The sequence below is a fragment of the Olleya sp. KJ81-1 genome (assembly GCF_055808135.1).
In genome coordinates this window covers 2945312-2962335 of the sequence record NZ_CM147854.1, presented here as the reverse complement: position 1 = coordinate 2962335, position 17024 = coordinate 2945312, and the positions used below count along the sequence as shown (strand labels likewise).

The following is a 17024-nucleotide window of genomic DNA, read 5'->3' as shown; positions in this document are numbered from 1 at the left end:
AATAAAAATCCTGCAAATTGCAGGATTTTTTATTACATTTAATTAATGCCAAAGCAACCATTACATAAACGTTTTTTTATCTGGAGAATTAAAAATATCTCCGAAAAAAACTTCACTTATATTTTAAGTGGATTGGTTGGACTATTGGCAGGATTAGCTGCGGTAACACTAAGAAACATAACGTTTACCATAGAAAGTGCTTTAGATAACTTAGTCGTATTTTCTAAAAACCAAGTCTATTTTATACTACCTGTTTTTGGTTTGTTTTTAGTGTATTTATTTACAAAATATGTCTCTAAAAAAGGTAGAACACGCCATACCTTCCATATTGTTTAAATTATCAAAACGTAGTGGACTGATAGAGCGTTCCAAAATTTACATTCCATTAATAACTGCACCTCTAACTGTTGGTTTTGGAGGATCTGTTGGATTACTTGGACCAGCTATTGCTTCAGGATCTGCAATCAGCTCTAACTTAGGTAAGCTGTTTCATGTTAATCAACAAACGCGTACATTATTAATAGGCTGTGCTGCAGCAGGCGCCATTTCATCTATATTTAAATCGCCAATTGCAGCAATCATCTTTGCGGTTGAAGTATTTAGTTTAGATTTAACCTTTGCTTCATTATTACCATTATTAATCGCATCAGTCTCTTCCGTATTAACGTCATACTTTTTTTGGGTGACGACTTATTATTCAACTTTAATTTTTCTGATAAATTCGAAATTAAAGACACTCTCTTTTACGTAGCTTTAGGTATCGGAACTGGATTTGCTTCAATTTATTTCACAAAAATGTATTTCTATATTTTAAAATTTTTCGAGCGTTTTAAATCTAGATTAATAAAATTAATAATTGGTGGATTAGCAATTGGTGTCATGCTATATTTTATTCCACCATTATATGGAGAAGGTTTTGGTTTTATAAATAACCTATTAGCAGGAAACCATTTGGCAGCTTTAGGCACAACACCTTTTGACCATTTAAACGATAATATTTGGGTAGTTATTGGATTACTAATTGGTATAACGGTATTTAAAGCCATAGCCATGACCACCACATTTGCAGCTGGTGGAGCTGGAGGAATATTTATTCCAACCATGGTAATGGGTAGTGCATTGGGTAATGTGGTTGCCAAAATAATCAACAATTTAGGCTTAGGTTTTAATGTGTCCGAGACCAACTTTACCTTAATTGGTATGGCTGGATTAATTGCAGGTGTGCTACATGCTCCATTAACTGCCATTTTCTTAATTGCGGAAATCACTGGTGGATACGAGCTGTTTATCCCATTAATGATAGCAGTATCTATGTCTTTTATAATTAAAAAAACGCGATAGATTTTACCATTTACACCAAAGAGTTAGCTTTAAAAGGCGAGTTATTAACCCACAATAAAGATCAAAGCGTCTTAACACTAATGTCTTTAGATAGTGTAATAGAAACTAATTTTGTAAAACTAAATCCAAACATGACACTGGGAGATATGCTACATAAAGGTGTTGCAAAATCCACCCGAAATCTATTTCCTGTGATCAATAAAAACAAAGCTTTAGTTGGTATAATTCTGTTGGATGATGTCCGAGAAATCATGTTTAATCAAACACTTTATGACACTACTTTAGTCGAAGACCTGATGCATAATCCACCAGATATTATTGATTATAAAAATGACTCTATGAAAACGGTTATGGCAAAATTCCAAGATTCTAATGCTTGGAATCTACCTGTAATCAAAGATGGTATATACATTGGTTTTGTATCAAAATCTAAATTATTAACCGCTTACAGACGCCAATTAATTAACTACACCACCACTTAGTAAAGCATTTTATATCTTTACAAAAAATAACGTCTTTTAAAACATGAAATACATCATCGCATTATCTTTTATCGCCTCAGTTGCTAGTATTATTTGTGGCTATTGGCTAGAAGTTGACTATGGACAAAAGCTAATTGGTTTTGGTGTTTTAGGCTTGTTTTTTGTGGTCATCCCTTTATTTACCTACCACAGATGGAAAGATAGAGACGCCAAAGAATACATGTTAACCAAAGAAAAAATAGAAGACATGCGTAAAAAAGAAGGCGATAAAAGACGATTTTAGTGTTTTATTTGGGCATTACCCTTTTCCGCTGAAAAGCTACAAAGCGTCGCGCTATCCACTGTATCTTTTTGTTTTTTTTAGTAAAACAAAAAGGATGTCGTTACTATCCCTAATGCACTAAACCGCCAACAACAGTCTATTAATTTAAGTTTCGTTTTTCAATAAAAAAGCGCTTTAATAAAGCTGATGCTTCCTCAGCCAACACACCACCTTCCATTTTAGTTTTAGGATGTAGCTTTGTATTTAATGCAATACAACCACGATCCTCATCTCTTGCACCATAAACAATTTTAGAAATTTGACTCCAATACAAAGCACCTGCGCACATTTGACAAGGCTCTAAAGTCACATACAACGTACAATCTTTTAAATATTTACCACCTAAAAAATTGGCAGCAGCAGTAATAGCTTGCATTTCGGCATGTGCAGTAACATCATTTAAAAGCTCTGTTAAATTATGGGCTCTAGCAATAATGCGGTCTTTAATAACAATTACAGCACCAACCGGAATTTCACCTTTATCAAAAGCTTCTTCCGCTTCCTGGAGTGCCTTTTTCATAAAATAAGTATCGTCGTATGGGTTTATCATATCAGAAAGTTGACTATTAAAAATCAAAAATACAATTTCAAGTACTACATTTGTAAAGCAATGACTAAATTCCTTAATAAAATACAAAACCCAACACAGCTTCGTCTTTTAAAACAAGACGACTTACCTATTATTGCTAAAGAACTTCGTGATTTTATTATCAATATTGTAGCGACAAAAGAAGGACATCTTGGCGCAAGTCTTGGTGTGATAGAGTTAACCATAGCGCTTCATTACGTATTTAACACACCAAAAGACCAATTAGTTTGGGATGTTGGACACCAAGCCTATGGACACAAAATATTAACTGGTAGACGCGATACTTTTGAAACCAACAGACAACTTGGTGGTTTAAGCGGTTTTCCAAACAGGTCAGAAAGTAACTTTGATACGTTTGGCGTTGGACACTCCTCTACTTCTATATCTGCAGCTTTGGGTATGGCAATTGCCTCTAAATTAAAAGGCGATTTAAACACACAACATGTTGCAGTAATTGGCGATGCTTCTATAGCAAGCGGAATGGCTTTTGAAGGCTTAAATCACGCAGGTGTTACAGATGCCAATCTATTAGTTATTTTAAACGACAATGCTATTGGTATTGATCCAAGTGTTGGTGCGTTAAAGCAATATTTAACTAACGTTAAAAAAGGCACAGAAAAGCAAGACAATATTTTTGAAGCTTTAAACTTTGACTATTCAGGACCAATAGATGGCCATAATTTACCTCTGTTAATTTCAGAATTAAAGCGTTTAAAAAACGTAAAAGGTCCAAAGTTTTTACATGTAATCACCACTAAAGGAAAAGGTTTACGTCAAGCCGAAGAAAACCAAGTTACCTATCATGCACCAGGAAAGTTTAATAAAGATACTGGCGAGCTAAACCCAAAATCAAACACCAAACAAGCACCTAAATACCAAGATGTTTTTGGACATACTATTGTTGAATTAGCACAACAAAACAAAAAAATAATTGGGATTACACCTGCAATGCCAACTGGAAGCTCTTTAAAATATATGATGGAGCAAATTCCAGAGCGCGCTTTTGATGTTGGAATTGCCGAACAACACGCAGTTACATTTGCTGCTGGATTAGCTACACAAGGCATGGTTCCGTTTTGTAATATCTACTCAACCTTTTTACAACGTGCTTATGACCAAGTCATACATGACGTTGCTTTACAAAACTTACCGGTCATTTTCTGTTTGGATCGTGCAGGATTGGTTGGTGAAGATGGAGCAACACATCATGGTGTTTACGACTTATCTTATTTACGCTGCATCCCTAACTTGATAATTTTTGCGCCAAGAAATGAAGTCGAGTTACGTAACATTATGTACACTGCGCAATTGGGTTTAAAACAGCCCATTGCTATTAGATACCCAAGAGGACGTGGTCAAAATTTAGATTGGCAGCAACCGTTTTCTAAAATTGAAATTGGAAAAGGTGAGTGCATAAAACAAGGGACAACAACCGCAATACTTTCTATTGGGAATATGGCTAAAAATGTTACTGAAGCATTCGATTTAATTGAAGATACCTCAGCATTTTCTCATTACGACATGCGTTTTGTAAAACCATTAGATTTGGAGATGCTTCATGAAATATTTAAAACACACAAAACTATTGTTACTATTGAAGATGCTTCAGTTGTAGGTGGTTTTGGTAGTGCAATAGCTGAATTTTCAGTAAAACACAATTATAAAAATACGATAATTCTAAAAGGAATTCCGGATCAGTTTATTGAACACGGAACCGTTTTAGAATTACAGCAATCTATTCAGCTTGACTCTAAAAGCTTAAGTGAATTGCTAAAAAAAATGGCAGACTAAAAAATTAGTCTGCCATTTAAAATTATAAGGTAAATAGTGTATTAGTTTGTGGTAAACGACCACTCTTGACCAATACTTTTTACTCCGTTATTATCTTTAGTATCCACTCTCCAATAATATGTTGTAGCCGCAACAGTAGTTACATCAAAAGTTGATGTTGCTAAATCTAATTGACTAACAGCAGGATTTGTAGAAGTCCCAAAATATAAATCGTAAGTTAATGTATCTCCTGCATCTACATCTGAACCTGTCCAATCTAAAGTTGTTGTTCCTGCAGCTACAAAAGCATCTAAAGCTGGTGCATTTAATGCTGCTGTAAATGGAGCATAATTAGCCACTCCGTTTCCTTCAGTATAAAACGCTAAGGTAGGTGATGCTGCTGCATTATCCTCGCCATCTGAAGCCATAACGTTCCAATAATACGCTGTTCCTGCTCCTAATTGGATTGTTATAGAAGTATTAGTGGTTGTTTGTTGTGCTACGATGTTAGTTTGGTCTCTATCTGTTGCAATTCTGATTGTGTATTCTAAAACATCATTATCTACATCTGTTGCTGCAGCCCATTCAAATGTAATGTTACTATCTATACATAACAAATCTGAACTTGGGTACACTAAATTTGAAACTGCTGTTGGAGCAGTATTTGGTACCGCTGGAGCTGCACCTCCTCCATCATCACTACTGCTACTGCAAGACGCACTAAAAAATGCTGTTATTGCTAATACAGGTATTAATTTAAATATCTTATTCATCTTTCTTTATTTTTTTATAATTTTTAAAACCTCTGGAGTACCTAAATCTACCTGAATAAAATAGATTCCTGAATTTAGATTAGCAAAAGGAACTTGAATATAATTTGCACTAGTTTTTTGGTAGTTATTATTAAGTACTAACTTACCTGTAACATCATAAATTTGAATTCCGATTGTAGATTTAGAATCTGAACTTGGAATTGTTATTTTAAGATTATCAATTACTGGATTAGGACTAGCTTTTAAGCTTATCTCATTTTGAATTGTTTTTCTAAAAGTACCTTCACATGCTTTTGCTGTTTTTATCTCTAACTCTCCATTACCAACTAGATCTAAATCAAAATTAGTTTCAGAAGTTATCATGATAACTTCTTGGTTATAAAATACTGTAAATGGAGCAGTACCTCTACTAACGTCTACATTGGTAGTATCTGAATTAAGAGTATTGTTATTAGCAATCTGCAATTCTATTACACCAGCTTCATCTATATTAATTTCAAAACATTGCTCGTAATCTATTGCAATATCATCTACAGAGACACAAACTGTATAAGAGCCAACAGGTAAATCTTCAAAAGTATAGGTGTCATTAGTAAACGACTGAGATAAGTTTAATCCATTACCTACTAAAGTTGCAACATAATCCACGTAAGTTTCATTAACCGTAACTACTACTTTTCCATTATCTTGACCATCACAAGTTTCTGAAATAATTTGTAAAGCAATATTATCTGCATTAGTATAACTAGTATCACAAACATCACCAATTCCGTTTCCGTTAGTATCTTGCTGATCTGTATTTGACACTGCTATACAGTTATCGACATCATCAAAAATAGTGTCACCATCTGTATCTTGACACGCATCACCAACACCATTTCCGTCTGCATCCTCTTGACCTGGATTTGCTATTAATGGACAGTTATCATTTATATCTAATATTCCGTCACCATCTGTATCTTGACATGCATCTCCAATACCGTTTCCGTCTGCATCTGCTTGATCTGCATTAGCTGTATTAACACAATTATCGACTCCGTTTAGAACACCATCACCATCTTCGTCACCATTTGCATCAATTTTAAACTCTCCAGAAAAGATTCCTCTACCGTAAGTTGAAGCAAACACCATATTATCATCTCTTAAATCTAGGTCTGTTACTTTAACATTTGACATTCCGTTAAAAGCTTGACTCCAGTTTGGATTAGCATCAGAGAAATTATTTGTAAACCAAACACCTAATTCTGTTCCAATAATAACTTCGTTAGGACTTAAAGGGTTTTGTAAAATTGCTTTAACTGGCATATCAGGTAAATCTCCTTCTTTAGCTTGCCATACCAAACCACCATCGTTAGAATACCAAATACTCTCTACACCATAATTATGTATAGTTAAGAAAATTTCGTTTTCAGTAGCTCCAAATTCTACATCAGAAACACTTCCAAAAATCACATTTGAAGGATCTAATTTGGTAAATGTTGGTGTGGCTAAATTTGCATTTTCTATTAAAAACACATCTCCTAGAATTGTACCAACTAATACTTTTGATGACGTTGTAGTGTAAGGAGAAACAGTAAACGCAGTTGGTGTGCTTGTTAATAACGGATCTGTTAAACTTGCTGCTTGAAGTGTAGACTGAGATTTAATCCCTGAATATCTTCTAATAATACTATTTCCTCCTGACGAATAATTAGAATATAAAATATCTAAATTAGAATCTAATGCTTGAGGGTTTATAAACGCTCCATTTGAAGCAGTCTCATTGTTAATGGTAACATTAGAACTTGTTGCAAAATTATAAACGTTAATCCCTGAGTTATACACGTAGTTTCTTACAAAATATTGATCTGTTCCGTCTTGGTCAAAAAATGTAAAAGCACCATCTCCACCATAAGCTTCAATCGTAGCATCTGTTTGATTTGGATTAGCATTTTCAAATAATTGTGTTCCATTATCTTGTAATCCTCCTGCAAAATAATCTCCTGTAAAAGCGGTTGTTGGAGCTACACCTACCGTATAGAATTGCGAGGTGTTAAAATCTTTATTTCTTGACGTTGTATTTGATCCTGCATTTGCAGAATAATATACACCTCCATCGTTACCAAAAGCAACTACTGTTGATGATCCATTTGCAAAGGTCATTGCATGCTGATCTGCATGAACTAAAGAAATATTTAAACTTGCAAGGTTATTATTATTTGACCATTTAGAGATTTGACTCCAGTTAGCACCTGCATTATTTGACTTAAATAAATCAATACCTCCTGCAAATATAGTTTGGTCATTATTAGGGTCTACCTCTAACATTAAATCGTAAAACGCCTGACCTCTTGTAAAGTCATTAGCTGGAATACCAGTATCTGCATCGTTAGGCAGACTCATTGTTAAGTTATTTGTAAAAGCGTCAACTGTTTTTTCCATTAAAACTGGAGCTGCAGCATTACTACCTTGTGCTAATACGTAAACCACATCTGCATTAGATGACGAAACCGCTATTTGAGTTCTAGTAGCATCTGGAACAGTACGTTTAACTGTAAACGTTACACCATCAGTAGAGTTAAGGATGTTTCCTCCACCATCACCAAAAACTGTACTATTAGTGGTTGATAACCAAATTTTGTTATCTGCACCAATTTCGATGTCGTTTGGACAAAATTTATTACCTAAAGTTGTTGTTGGTAAATTTACTTCGTTCCAATTTGTACCGTTATCAATTGATTTATATAATCCAAATTCTGGACCTGTTAAAAATGTTGCTGTACTTGCTGCTCCATAAAAACTATCTCCTGCTGCTACATACACTTCTGAAACACCATTATTATCTCTTACTTTAATATCGTTTATAAATTGTATTCCTGGAACTAAATTACCATTTAAAACACCAATTTGCGGATTTAAAGACCCTGTTACAGTACCTGCATTAATAGCTGCTTCAATAAGATCTCCATCTGCTTGAGATATCATAACTGCAGGAATTACAATTGAGTCATCATCTCCTGACATATTAATTAATGCGTCATCCACATTATTCATCATTATAACTCCAATTGCTCCAGCATCTTGTGCTGATTTAACTTTTTCAATAAATGTACAAACCCCTCTTCTTATCAAAGCGATTTTTCCAGTCATGTCTATAGTTGATGGTCCACAACCTTCATTAGGATTATTGGATGTTTGACCGTTAGTACCTGTAAATGGTACAGATCCATCCGCTAAAATAAACTCGGCTGTAATTACAGTATCAATACTTCCTCCAAAAATGCTTGTAGGATTAGAGATATAATCTCCAGCAATACTGCTTGGCGCATTAACCGTAATATTATTTATAATAGTTTGTGCTGTTGTTGGTCCAGAGATACCTCCTAAAACTTTAGCCCAAGTTGTACCTGCATCTTCAGACTTCCAAACACCATCTCCATTTACATCTCCTCCAACGTAAGATTCTCCTGTTCCAACATAAAAAATATTAGTATTATTTGGATCATAAGTGATACAGCTAACTGCTAAATTTTCTGGAATATCAATTCTAGTCCAGCTAGAATTAGCGTCAGAAATATTAGTGTTTTTCCATAAACCTCCACTAACTCCACCTGCAAAAAGGGTTTGGTTAGTTGTGTCATTAGGATCAAACATGATAGCTCTTGTTCTACCTCCAACATTATTAGGACCTCTTTCTGTCCAACTGTTATCAATAGCATCTCCTGGCACTCTACCTGAAGCTAAAAAGGCTTGTCTTTTAGCTTGTTGAGCTTCTCTAATTTGTTTAAGATTTTCTGTTGTTGGTCTTCCTAAAATAGGATCCATTGTTAACTCCCATTCTTGTTCGTAGTATTTGTTAGGAGTTAATCCAGCAGCTTTTCTTTCTGGTTTAGTTAATTTTAAAACGTCTTTAAAAGGACTGTTTTCTAAATGTTTTTTGTGAATTTCTTTAGCGTTAGCCATCTCAGAAATTTCAGAGTTTTTTACTTTAGTTAGGGTAAAAAAGCAAGACATACTAAAACGCATGACGTTAGGATAATAATTTTCTTCTTCATTTTATTTTTTAAGAGCATAAAAATACCGGTTTTTAATATTTTTTTAAGAGTTTTATTGTTAAAAATTCATTTAATTAGAAGAAATACGAATTATAAACTAAACCCTTTTATTTTTCTATATTCGATAATCGCTTGACTATCAGACATTAAAGACACGTAATGACATACATTTAGCAATCTTACATACAAACTATCTGTATTAAAGTCTAATGTTGACGGTAAACCTTTCATTATTAGCTTATCATAATTAGTAGCTTTTCCTAAAAAAGTATTATTGACAGCTTTACTGTAAGTATTTAATAATGAATTTAATATTTGATAACCAGCAATTTCTTTATCTACTACATCTTTAGATTGATACACTTTATCAATGCTTAATTTTATAATATCATTGATTTGTGCTTCATACTTACTTTTATCCAATAAGCTAATACTAAATTGACCGCTAAGTATAGCTTCTTCGTTTTCCATAAATATGGTGACTGCTTCGTTAATTAATGTATTGATAGCTAATGCACGTAAATAACTTACCCTATCCTTAGTATTAGTTAGCTTATGGTATTTATTAGTGTTAATGGAATTTCGAACTAAATTAATAAGATATTCTAATGCATACTCCTCTTCAATTAATCCAAGATTAATTCCGTCTTCAAAGTCTATTATTGTATAACATATATCGTCTGCAGCTTCAACTAAAAAAGCTAAAGGGTGACGAGAGTAGCTTAAGTTGGCAGCATCACCTCTTGGAATTAAACCCAACTCTTCTGCAACGTCTTTAAATGATTCTTTTTCGGTTTGAAAAAAACCATACTTTTTATCTGCAATATGTTGTGATGGTTTTTTAGGTAATGAGGCTTTTGGGTATTTAGTAAAAGCGCCTAGCGTAGCATAGCTTAATCTTAAACCACCTTCTCTTCCTGCACGACTTTGCGTAACAATTTTAAAACCGTTTGCATTACCTTCAAAATCACATAAATCTTGATATTGACTATCAGTTAAATCATGCTTGTAATGCTGTCCTTCACCAGAAATAAAAAATTCGCCAATTGCTTTTTCACCAGAATGCCCAAAAGGCGGATTACCTATATCATGTGCTAATGCTGCTGAAGCTACAATTGCTCCAAAATCGTTTGGTAAATAGCCATGTATATTTTGAAGATGTGGATGCTTTTCTAAAATTTTTTGCCCAACTTTTCTACCTAATGAGCGTCCCACAACACTAACCTCTAAACTATGGGTTAATCGTGTATGTACAAAGTCTGTTTTAGACAATGGTATTACTTGCGTTTTATCCTGAAGGCTTCTAAACTCTGACGAAAAAATGACACGGTCATAATCTACTTCAAAACCTAATCTGGTCTCATCTTGTTCTTTTCTTAATCTTTTATTAGTGTCGCCAAAGCGCTTTAACGATAGTAATTGCTCCCAATTCATATTCAAAATTTAGTATTGCAAGATAACTATTTGAAAAATAAAGCAAAGTACTTTCTAATGTTAACTTAATGTTTACAGATAGTGACACTAAAACGACCCTGTTAACCTTTAGCTAACTTTTTGGTGACTAACTATTAATCTGCAGTTAACCTTGACTTTACAACATCAAGGTTTCTTTGCACCAAGAATTTTAATAGTCAAAATGAAAAATTTAACATACTTACTTTTTGCTTTATTTAGCATCGCAACTTATTCTCAAAATGGTTCGATATCAGGAACTTTAACTGATAAAGAATTTAACGACGAACCGCTAGCATTTGCCAATATCTTAATTAAAGGCACTACTATAGGTACAACATCTGATGATAATGGTCAATACCAATTTACCGACCTTAAGCCAGGTGCATATAATATAGAATTTAGTTTTGTTGGTTACCAAACACAAACCATTGCAACTACAGTGGAAGCTGGAAAAACAACAACCATTGATATTGCAATGGGAGCAAGTGCTGCGTCTCTAGACGAAGTAATTTTAGAAACGGTTACAACCAAGCGTGAAAGTGAAACTGCATTACTTTTAGACCAGAAAAAAGCGGTCGAAATCAAACAGAGTATTGGTGCAGAAGAATTATCAAGAAAAGGAGTTAGTGATGCTGCTGGTGCTGTTGCCAAAATATCTGGTGTATCTAAGCAAGAAGGATCAAGCAACGTATATGTAAGAGGTCTTGGGGACAGATACCTTAACACAACCATGAATGGATTATCATTACCATCTAATGATGTTAACAAGAAAAATATTGATTTAAATCTATTTTCATCAGACGTTATTCAAAACGTGTCGATAAGTAAAGCTTATGCCTCTCAATTTTACGGAGACTTTGCTGCTGGAAATGTAGATATCACTTCTAAAGAACATAAAGGCGGTAGCTTTGCAACTGCTTTTACAGGTAGTGGCTTTAACACTAATGCTATTGACAAAAACTTTGTACGTAGTGAAGGTACAGGTTACTTTGGTTTTTATGGTAGAAATGAGCATAATCCATTTGCAATTATACTATCTCATGGTGTAGATCCTGTAGCTGTAGACACACCAATAAATGTGGCTTATGGTGCATCAGGTGGTAGCTCTTTTAATTTTGAAAACGGTTCTAGATTAAGCTTTTTTGTAACTGGTGGATTTGAAAACAACTACGAATACAGACAAGGTAGGTCTGTAGATTTTTCTACAGTGGAGAAAAAAGCATTTGAAGCTGCTGAAGAATATGAGTATTCTACTACCTCAACAGCTATGGCTAATATTAATTACAAAATAAACTCTGAAAATACTCTAAGTTTTAATTCTGTATTTATTAATAGCTCTTCTGACGAGGTTGGATATTATGGAACAGATGGTAATGGAAGAAGCAGAGATGCCATCCTAAACACAGACAAAGGGTTTTACCAACAAAACATACAATTTGATCAAACAAAAATGTTTGTCAATCAATTAATAGGAAATAATAAATCTGGTAATTTTGAATTAGATTGGGGATTTGGATACAACAAAGTGTTTTCTGATCAACCAGACCGTAAGCGTTTTAGTGTAGAAAACTATGATTATGCATTAGATAATGATCCTACAACAAACCCAACCTTTTACAGCAATGTAGTATTTGATAACCAACGTTACTTTCAAAAAATTGAAGATGACGAATATAATGGTCGCATCAATTTAGCTTACGAAGTTAATGACAATCTTAAATTTAACTTTGGATACAATGGTCGTAACAAAACAAGACAATTTAATAATGTTAGATATGGTTACGATATAGTTGATAGTAATTATCAAATAACAGATGTAAACAACTTTGATTCAGTTTTTAATCTTGACAACTTAAATCTTACTGAATCGTCAAACGGTTTATACGAAATTAAAGTACTAAAACCTTACCCAACACTTTCTAACACTAACAGACCTGGACTTTTTGAAAACACTTACAATGGAAAGCTTAATATTTATGCTGGATATGTAGATGCCCAAATTAAAGCAGGAGAAAAATGGTTGTTTGTACCAGGCGTAAGATTAGAAAATTTTGAGCAAAGTATTGATTACAACGTGATCAACTTAGGAAATAATGGTGTAGACTCTAAAGTATCTGAAGAAACATTTATTTTACCAAGTTTAAACATTAAATACAGCCTAACAGATGATCAAAACCTAAGATTATCTGCAAGTAAAACAGTATCTACACCAGAGTTTAAAGAAATAGCTCCTTTTGTTTACGAAGACGTGTCAACTCGTATAGGTGGTAATCCAGATGCACTTGGTTACTCTGAAGTTTTAAATATTGATTTAAAATATGAGTGGTTTTTTAGTAAAAGCGAAATCTTTTCAATAGGTGCATTTACCAAACAAATTGACAATCCAATAAATCTTGTTGTTGTTGGTGATGCAACAGGTACTCAACGTTATGTTAGAACAGGAGATCAAGCAACTGTTTATGGTGTTGAAGTTGAATTAAGAAAAGACCTATTAGTTGATGCAGATCAAAACACCAATTTATCATTTGGAGTTAATGCAACTTACATGAAAACTAATCAAGATTTATATGAAAACATAGATGGAACATTTGATTTAGCTTTCAATAAAACCGAAGACGAATTACAAGGTGCTTCACCATTTATCCTAAATGCAGACATCAGCTATTCTCCAACATTTAAAAACTACAAGCCTGTTGCCAACTTAGTATTTTCATACTTCTCTGATCGTATCGATGCATTAGGTTCTGGTGATTTAGGAAACATTGTAGAAAAAAGTGTTCCAACTTTAGACTTTATCTGGAAAAACACAATCAATGATAATTTTGAAATCAACTTAAGCGCTAAAAATCTTTTAGACCCAACTATTCAATACGTTAGAGAAGACCAAAACCAAGGTGATGTATTAGTAGTATCTGCAAACGGAAAAGGTGTTACAGATTACAAAAGAGGTATGAATATAGGACTTCAACTTAAATATAAATTTTAATAAACATAACACAAAAACATAGTACAACTAAAAAACTAAAAACAATGAAAAAACAAATAATTTTAGGCTTAGCATTAGCAGCAACAGTATTCTCTTGCTCAACTGATGACACATCTGATATTGTAATTAACGACAATAGTGTAACCAATAATACATCTGGAGGAGGCACAACTGACCCTTCAACTATTTTCTTGTCTGGTACTTATACTGAAGACTTAACATTAGATGCTAACAACACTTATAAGTTAAATGGATCTTTAATTATGGCAAGTGGAACTACTTTAACCATTCCACCATGTATGACTATTAAGGCTTTATCATCTGGAGCAGATGTATATATTGCAATATCTCAAGGTGCACAAATCATAGCTAATGGTACTGCAGATTGCCCTATTGTTTTTACATCTGACGCTGCAAGTCCTGCTGCTGGAGATTGGGGAGGATTAATCTTACTAGGAAAAGCACCTATCAACTCTGTTACAGGAACAAACACTGCAACTTCTGAAATTGCAAGTTTACCTTACGGTGGAAATGTTGCAAACGATAATTCTGGATCTTTAAGCTATGTACGTGTAGAGTATTCTGGTGGTGCAGCTGATGGACAATCTGAAAATAACGGATTCTCTTTTTATGGTGTAGGTAACGGAACGTCTGTAAACTACATCCAAGCTTACGAAGGAAAAGATGATGGAATAGAATTTTTTGGAGGAACAGTTAATGCAAGCTACATCTCTGTAATCAATGCAGAAGATGACTCAGTAGATTGGACAGAAGGTTTTTCTGGAACATTAAACAATGTTTACATCTCTAACAGAGCAACAGATGATAAAGCAATTGAAGCAGATGGATACAATACTGACTTTAGTAATGCAACAGGAATATTCTCTAAACCAACTGTAAACAACGTAACTATTATTGGTGAAGGATCAGTTAACTCATCAGAAGCGGTTAGATTAAGAGCTGGTACTCAAGGATTATTTAGCAATATCATGATAACAGGATATGCTGAAGGTTTTGATTTAGATGATGCTGACACAGGAAACGGAGTTGTAAGTGACGATCTTCAGGTAACAGGAGTAACTTTTGTTGACGTTTTAACTAAAGTTAAAAATGATACTACTGTAACTTTTACAGATGCTGACTTTTTCACTGCAGAAGGTTCTGCAACTGGAACAGATTATACAACTTGGGGAGCTGGTTGGACAATCAATTAAACCAATATACATATATCAAAAAAAGCCTTGCAAATGCAAGGCTTTTTTTGATATAATAACTTAATTACTAGTAGCTACTGGATTTTTTACTTCCCACTCGCTAACATTAGCAATTTTGTTATTACTATAATCTACTTCTTTAAGAGTGGTATCATTCCAATAAAACCACTTGCCGACTTTTTTACCATTATCATAACTTGCTGAAACTTGTTTCTTGCCTGCTGTATCAAAACTTAACCACTCACCTTGCAACTTACCATCTGTCGTATAAGCTCCTGTTTGGCTTACAACTCCATTGTCGTGATAATAAACAACTTCTATTAAGTTAGTGTTTTTATTAAGTTTTAAATCCCTTTTGTCTTGAGCAAAAGAAACCACAGTAAATAAAAAAGCAATTGAAACTAAAATTGATTTCTTCATAATTATGGGTTTTAACATTATACTTCAAAGATACACAATTCATAACATTTATGCAACATTTACGTAACATTAAATTAACATTGGGATTGTAAAACACTGAAAAACAATCATTAAACAAATTAAATTCACATAATAATCCTTAATAATTACATAATATTAGGGTTACATTAAAATCACTTTGTGTGTTGATATTTGTTGGTGTCTTAAGACAACACAATTAGTATTTCATATAATCTATTAGTTTTTGTCGACTACATTATTATGATTTCTAATGAGACTGCTTTTGGCCAAAGCAGTCTTTTTTTATTAATTTTATAAGGTTAATACTTAGGAAACATTAAGTTAACATTAGAGTTATTTCTTTGCAGCGACAAAAACTAATACCTTGTAATGAAACTTATTTTATCTATTGCACTATTCTTGTGCATAACCTTAACTGTGCGTGCTCAAGAAATTAGTGATACGTCCTTTGGTAAAGGACTAATTAATTTTACAGCAAAGGACAGTTCTTTTAGTATAAAATTTGCACCTCGCTTTCAGGTTAGATCTATATCCTCTTGGGATCATGATGGGTCGCAATATACTAGTCCAGAACACAACTTTATTGTGCGACGTGCACGTTTAAAGTTTGATGGTTTTGCCTACAGTCCAAAATTAAAATACAAAATAGAATTAGGTTTATCTAACAGAGATATTTCTGGTGCAAACCAATTTAATCGTAATACACCTAGATATATTTTAGATGCTGTAATTATGTGGCAATTTGCTGATAATTGGGAGCTTTGGGCTGGACAAACAAAATTACCAGGTAATGTAGAGCGTGTTGTGTCATCCGCAAATCTGCAATTAATTGATCGTTCTTTATTAAACAGTCGTTTTAATATTGATCGTGACTTAGGATTACAATTACGACACACATCAAACTTAGGAGGTAATTTTTTAATGCGTCAAAAATTAGCTATTTCCCAAGGCGAAGGTCGTAATGTCTCGGAAGGTAACGAAGGTGGTCTACAATATACAGGTCGTTTAGAGTTTTTACCTTTTGGTAAGTTTCAATCTAAAGGAGACTATATACAAGCAGATTTAAAAAGAGAATCTAAGCCTAAATTAATGTTAGGGTTCACTTATAATTTTAACGAAAACGCTGTACGCGAACGAAGCGGTTTAGGCGACTACCTATTTAAAAGTGATGGCACATTGTATGAAACCAACATATCTACTATTTTCGCAGATGCTATGTTTAAATACAAAGGATTTTCATTTATGGGAGAATATGCTAATAGAGAGGCCGATCAACCTATAGCAATTGACACAGATGGTACAACACCAACTGGAGCTATTGTTTTAACTGGTAAAGCCCTAAATTTACAAGCAGGCTATTTATTTAAAAGTAATTATGAAATTGCAGCTAGATACACTACATTAACTTATGATGCTGTAACCGGAAACTTACCGACAAATCAGTACACTTTAGGAGGATCTAGATATATTGTTGGACACAAACTAAAAGTACAAACAGATTTAAGTTACACAACTGTAAGCGGTAACGAAGATAACATTACCTTTAGACTTGGATTTGACCTTCATTTTTAACAATAAAACATAACATTGTCATAACATTGCACTCGAAAACAGTAA

Annotated in this window: 12 protein-coding genes and 1 pseudogene; 8 read left to right on the top strand and 5 right to left on the bottom strand. The window is 33.6% G+C overall.

Features of this window, described 5'->3' with window-relative positions; all coding sequences use genetic code 11:
- The first annotated feature begins 45 nt into the window (after positions 1–45).
- From AC0L3M_RS13865 to AC0L3M_RS13850, 4 genes and pseudogenes are all read left to right on the top strand, one after another.
- The gene (locus AC0L3M_RS13865) at positions 46–336 is read left to right on the top strand and encodes a hypothetical protein (RefSeq protein WP_473431150.1); all 291 of its coding nucleotides are present in this window, start codon (positions 46–48) and stop codon (positions 334–336) included.
- A pseudogene (locus AC0L3M_RS13860) lies at positions 290–1341 on the top strand (chloride channel protein). The gene AC0L3M_RS13865 and the pseudogene AC0L3M_RS13860 overlap by 47 nt, the downstream one beginning before the upstream one ends.
- Positions 1342–1421: 80 nt before the next feature.
- Positions 1422–1823 carry a CBS domain-containing protein gene (locus AC0L3M_RS13855; protein ID WP_473431149.1) on the top strand — a complete coding sequence of 134 codons (402 nt, stop codon included), beginning with the start codon at positions 1422–1424 and terminating at the stop codon, positions 1821–1823.
- 43 nt (positions 1824–1866) lie between these two features.
- On the top strand, positions 1867–2106 hold the full coding sequence (locus AC0L3M_RS13850) for a hypothetical protein (protein WP_145005906.1): 240 nt from the start codon (positions 1867–1869) through the stop codon (positions 2104–2106).
- Positions 2107–2245: 139 nt separating this feature from the next.
- Here AC0L3M_RS13850 and AC0L3M_RS13845 read toward each other — a convergent pair whose 3' ends face one another.
- Positions 2246–2695, bottom strand: a complete 450-nt coding sequence (locus tag AC0L3M_RS13845) for a nucleoside deaminase (RefSeq protein WP_292943511.1) — start codon at positions 2693–2695, stop codon at positions 2246–2248.
- 60 nt (positions 2696–2755) lie between these two features.
- On the opposite strand from AC0L3M_RS13845, the gene dxs reads away from it, so the two are divergent.
- Positions 2756–4525: a 1-deoxy-D-xylulose-5-phosphate synthase gene (gene dxs / locus AC0L3M_RS13840; protein ID WP_473431148.1), complete on the top strand. Its 1770-nt coding sequence runs from the start codon at positions 2756–2758 to the stop codon at positions 4523–4525.
- A 41-nt stretch (positions 4526–4566) separates the two neighbouring features.
- On the opposite strand, the gene AC0L3M_RS13835 is transcribed toward dxs, so the two are convergent.
- The 3 genes from AC0L3M_RS13835 to AC0L3M_RS13825 form a co-directional block, all read right to left on the bottom strand.
- Complete coding sequence (locus AC0L3M_RS13835; protein WP_145005895.1) at positions 4567–5277, bottom strand: hypothetical protein; 711 nt, start codon at positions 5275–5277, stop codon at positions 4567–4569.
- Between the two features lie 6 nt (positions 5278–5283).
- Positions 5284–9270 (bottom strand): thrombospondin type 3 repeat-containing protein, encoded by a 3987-nt coding sequence (locus AC0L3M_RS13830; RefSeq protein WP_473431147.1) that lies wholly within the window; start codon positions 9268–9270, stop codon positions 5284–5286.
- A gap of 131 nt (positions 9271–9401) precedes the next feature.
- Positions 9402–10745 (bottom strand): deoxyguanosinetriphosphate triphosphohydrolase, encoded by a 1344-nt coding sequence (locus AC0L3M_RS13825; RefSeq protein WP_473431146.1) that lies wholly within the window; start codon positions 10743–10745, stop codon positions 9402–9404.
- A 202-nt stretch (positions 10746–10947) separates the two neighbouring features.
- Here AC0L3M_RS13825 and AC0L3M_RS13820 point away from each other — a divergent pair, with 202 nt between their 5' ends.
- Positions 10948–13752, top strand: coding sequence for a TonB-dependent receptor (locus AC0L3M_RS13820; RefSeq protein WP_473431145.1), 2805 nt, complete (start codon positions 10948–10950; stop codon positions 13750–13752).
- Between the two features lie 44 nt (positions 13753–13796).
- A complete protein-coding gene (locus tag AC0L3M_RS13815) occupies positions 13797–14966 on the top strand; it encodes a multidrug transporter (protein WP_473431144.1) in 1170 nt (389 codons plus the stop codon).
- A gap of 60 nt (positions 14967–15026) precedes the next feature.
- Here the strand turns inward: AC0L3M_RS13815 and AC0L3M_RS13810 are convergent, their stop codons facing one another.
- On the bottom strand, positions 15027–15386 hold the full coding sequence (locus AC0L3M_RS13810; RefSeq protein WP_292943495.1) for a toxin-antitoxin system YwqK family antitoxin: 360 nt from the start codon (positions 15384–15386) through the stop codon (positions 15027–15029).
- A 390-nt stretch (positions 15387–15776) separates the two neighbouring features.
- Here AC0L3M_RS13810 and AC0L3M_RS13805 point away from each other — a divergent pair, with 390 nt between their 5' ends.
- Entirely contained in the window at positions 15777–16979 is a 1203-nt protein-coding gene (locus AC0L3M_RS13805; protein ID WP_473431143.1) for a porin, read from the top strand.
- Positions 16980–17024: the final 45 nt, after the last annotated feature.